Origin of the sequence: Streptomyces sp. NPDC026673 (genome assembly GCF_040638135.1) — a bacterium.
Taxonomy (GTDB): domain Bacteria; phylum Actinomycetota; class Actinomycetes; order Streptomycetales; family Streptomycetaceae; genus Actinacidiphila.
On sequence record NZ_JBEZXR010000175.1, the window covers coordinates 1 to 2,310 of the forward strand.

The window sequence follows — 2,310 nt, forward strand, 5'->3', positions numbered from 1 at the left end:
ATGAGACGTGCATGCCGCGCCGATGGCACCAGCCTCCCGCCGCTGATTCCTCGGGAGGCTTCTCGGCATGACCGCCGTACAGGGGACAGCCGTCGTCTTCACGACCGAGGACGGCACCCCCGACGCGTAGCAGCCACTGCAGGTCAGGGCCCAGCTAGGGTACGCGGGGCCTCATCACCGCTTGCCCGCGCAGGTGTAGCCACCATCGCCCCGCCCCTCGCAGCCTCAACAGCCGCAAACGCAGGGCACCGGTCAAACTTCGGTGAGAACGGTCAAACTTCACTGAGACGGGACACCCGTCTCATGAGATTTGGCCCCAATCTCAATCTGGTCCGAGGTTGCGCAGGCCGCTGGCCGTGCGGCACCGATGCGCTCTTCGGCGCGTGCCCGCCGGCGGTGCCACAGTTCCGGGGCGGAGATCGGGGCGTCGGCGGTGTCGGTGGAAAAACAGGTCAGCCGCATGCCGTCGGCGTCGGCGATCGGCAGCTGGGCGCCGGGGTCCGGTCGCCCCTCCGGGGCCGAGTAGGTCCGTTACTGGATTTAGCGTTGAGATCGAGTATGGGCAGACCTGGGACTATGTTCCATCCGGCGGATCGCGACGCCGTAGGCTCCGGCCCATGCACAGCACCTTGACGGAGCACGCCCGCTGTCTTTACGGAGATGAGTACCGCCCCACACCAGAGTGCGGCCAGGAACACCGCGAGCACTACTTCGTCGAGGAGCTGACCTTCGCGGACGTGGACACGATCCTCGCGATGCTGCATGAGCTCTGCCCGAATGTGGTCGACGGCCGCCTGCCGGTGTGGGTCCGCAACCTCGCTTACCGGCTTGTGCTCCTGCAGCGACCGGACGAGCCGGCCCTGCTGAGGGAGGCCGCGGAGAGCCTGTGGCTGCACGGGCCGGACTGGGACGACATCGCGGCGGAACTCACTCAGCAGGCCGCCACCGCAAGCTGTCGGGACGCCGGCAAGCCGAACTCGTCCGCATGCACGTGACGGGCGACTACACGATCGCCGAACTGAAGGAGGTGTTCTCCGTCGGTCGCGCCACTGTCCACCGCGTCCTCGAACGCGCCGGTCACCGCAGCAAGGAAGGAACGACGTGAGACGCCGCGAGTCCGAGTCCGACCGGGACATGGCCGCGCTCCTGGCGGCCAGGGCCTTCATCGAGATCCGCCATCTGGCCGGGAGCACGCGGCACGAGTCGAGGGCCAGCGCCGAAGAGGCACTGGAACACATCAGGTTTCTGGCCGACCTGGGCCACAACCTGCCTGACGTCGCGCGTCCGCGTCCCACTACGCCGTCCCGCCCGGGCGCGAGCCCCGGAAGCTGGGAGCAGGCCACCGCTGCCCGGCCGATGACCGGGGTCTGGAACACCGCCGGCCCGAAGGGACAGGAGTGGATTCTGCGCCAAATCGGCCGAGACGGACGAACCTGGACGCCACCCCCACCCCTGCCCAAGCGTCGCAAAGACCCGTCCCCGATGACACCGCGGCAGCGGGCCGGATTCCTGCTCGGACGCTGGCCCGTCAAGACCCCAGCGGGACGCCGACCGCTGCCCGTCGAGGCGAAGGTTCTCAAGGCCCTCGACACCGAAACGGTCTGCTCCCTGTACGACGAGGCCCGACGGCTCCGACTCGGCCTGGGCGGAGGAGGACCGTGGCTCCGAGCGCATCTGGATCCGGACGGCGTCCACTACCTGCTGCCGAACCCGGCGTCGTACTACTGGCCCGGCACCCCGATCAGCCACGGCGAGATCGGCTGGTGGCAGTGCACCGCGCTGCTGCGGATGCGCGACGGAGAGCAGGTCAGCGGCATGGTCGCCGTACTCCCGGAGACCTTCACGGCGCTGCCCTCGACTCTGACCCGGCGACAACAGCTTCGCCTTGCCCACTTCGCCCGCTCCACCGAGCGCGACACCTACCTCTGGGGCCGGGACCACAAGGTCGCGTGCGCCCCGGATTTCTGCGGCTACCTTCCCGCGGCGGCCGAAGAGGGTTCGCCAATCACGCACTGATCGCCAGCAGGCAACATCAGGTGGGGGCCTCATCGTCGCGTGCCGTGACGTAGTGCCAGCGCCAGCGTCCCCAGGGGATGTCCCAGGTGGGGTTCTCGGCGCTGGGGCGGGGGATGACGGGCAACGGACCGGGGGCTGTTTCGATGAGGTGGATCAAAGTCCAGCCGCCGCCGTAGCAGTCGTCAGGCCCGAAGCAGGTGGCTAGTTGTATTGCCCTGTGAGGTTGGGGACGCGGCTGGCGGGTGGTTTGCCGTTCAGGGCGGTGTGTCCGCGGTGGTGGTTGTAGCTGTGAAG

The 2,310-nt window shown here is 68.5% G+C and carries 3 protein-coding genes and 1 pseudogene; 3 read left to right on the plus strand and 1 reads right to left on the minus strand.

Annotation, left to right across the window (positions count from 1 at the left end; genetic code table 11):
- Positions 1-354: 354 nt before the first annotated feature.
- Positions 355-507: pseudogene (locus AB0F62_RS42660) on the minus strand (IS1380 family transposase); the annotation flags it as partial.
- A gap of 110 nt (positions 508-617) precedes the next feature.
- Between AB0F62_RS42660 and AB0F62_RS42665 the strand changes: the two are divergent.
- Genes AB0F62_RS42665 through AB0F62_RS42675 form a run of 3 tightly spaced genes read left to right on the plus strand, consistent with a single transcriptional unit; the run spans position 618 to position 2,016 of the window.
- The gene (locus AB0F62_RS42665) at positions 618-995 is read left to right on the plus strand and encodes a hypothetical protein (protein WP_361812279.1); all 378 of its coding nucleotides are present in this window, start codon (positions 618-620) and stop codon (positions 993-995) included.
- Positions 986-1,105 (plus strand): hypothetical protein, encoded by a 120-nt coding sequence (locus tag AB0F62_RS42670; protein ID WP_361812282.1) that lies wholly within the window; start codon positions 986-988, stop codon positions 1,103-1,105. Before AB0F62_RS42665 ends, AB0F62_RS42670 begins: the two co-directional genes overlap by 10 nt.
- On the plus strand, positions 1,102-2,016 hold the full coding sequence (locus AB0F62_RS42675; protein WP_361812285.1) for a hypothetical protein: 915 nt from the start codon (positions 1,102-1,104) through the stop codon (positions 2,014-2,016). The genes AB0F62_RS42670 and AB0F62_RS42675 overlap by 4 nt, the downstream gene beginning before the upstream one ends.
- The last annotated feature ends 294 nt before the right edge of the window (positions 2,017-2,310 follow it).

What these genes read in the sequence shown, in the direction of transcription:
- AB0F62_RS42665 (WP_361812279.1), top strand. Translation starts at nt 618, where the DNA reads ATGCACAGCACCTTGACGGAGCACGCCCGCTGTCTTTACGGAGATGAG.
- AB0F62_RS42670 (WP_361812282.1), top strand. Translation starts at nt 986, where the DNA reads ATGCACGTGACGGGCGACTACACGATCGCCGAACTGAAGGAGGTGTTC.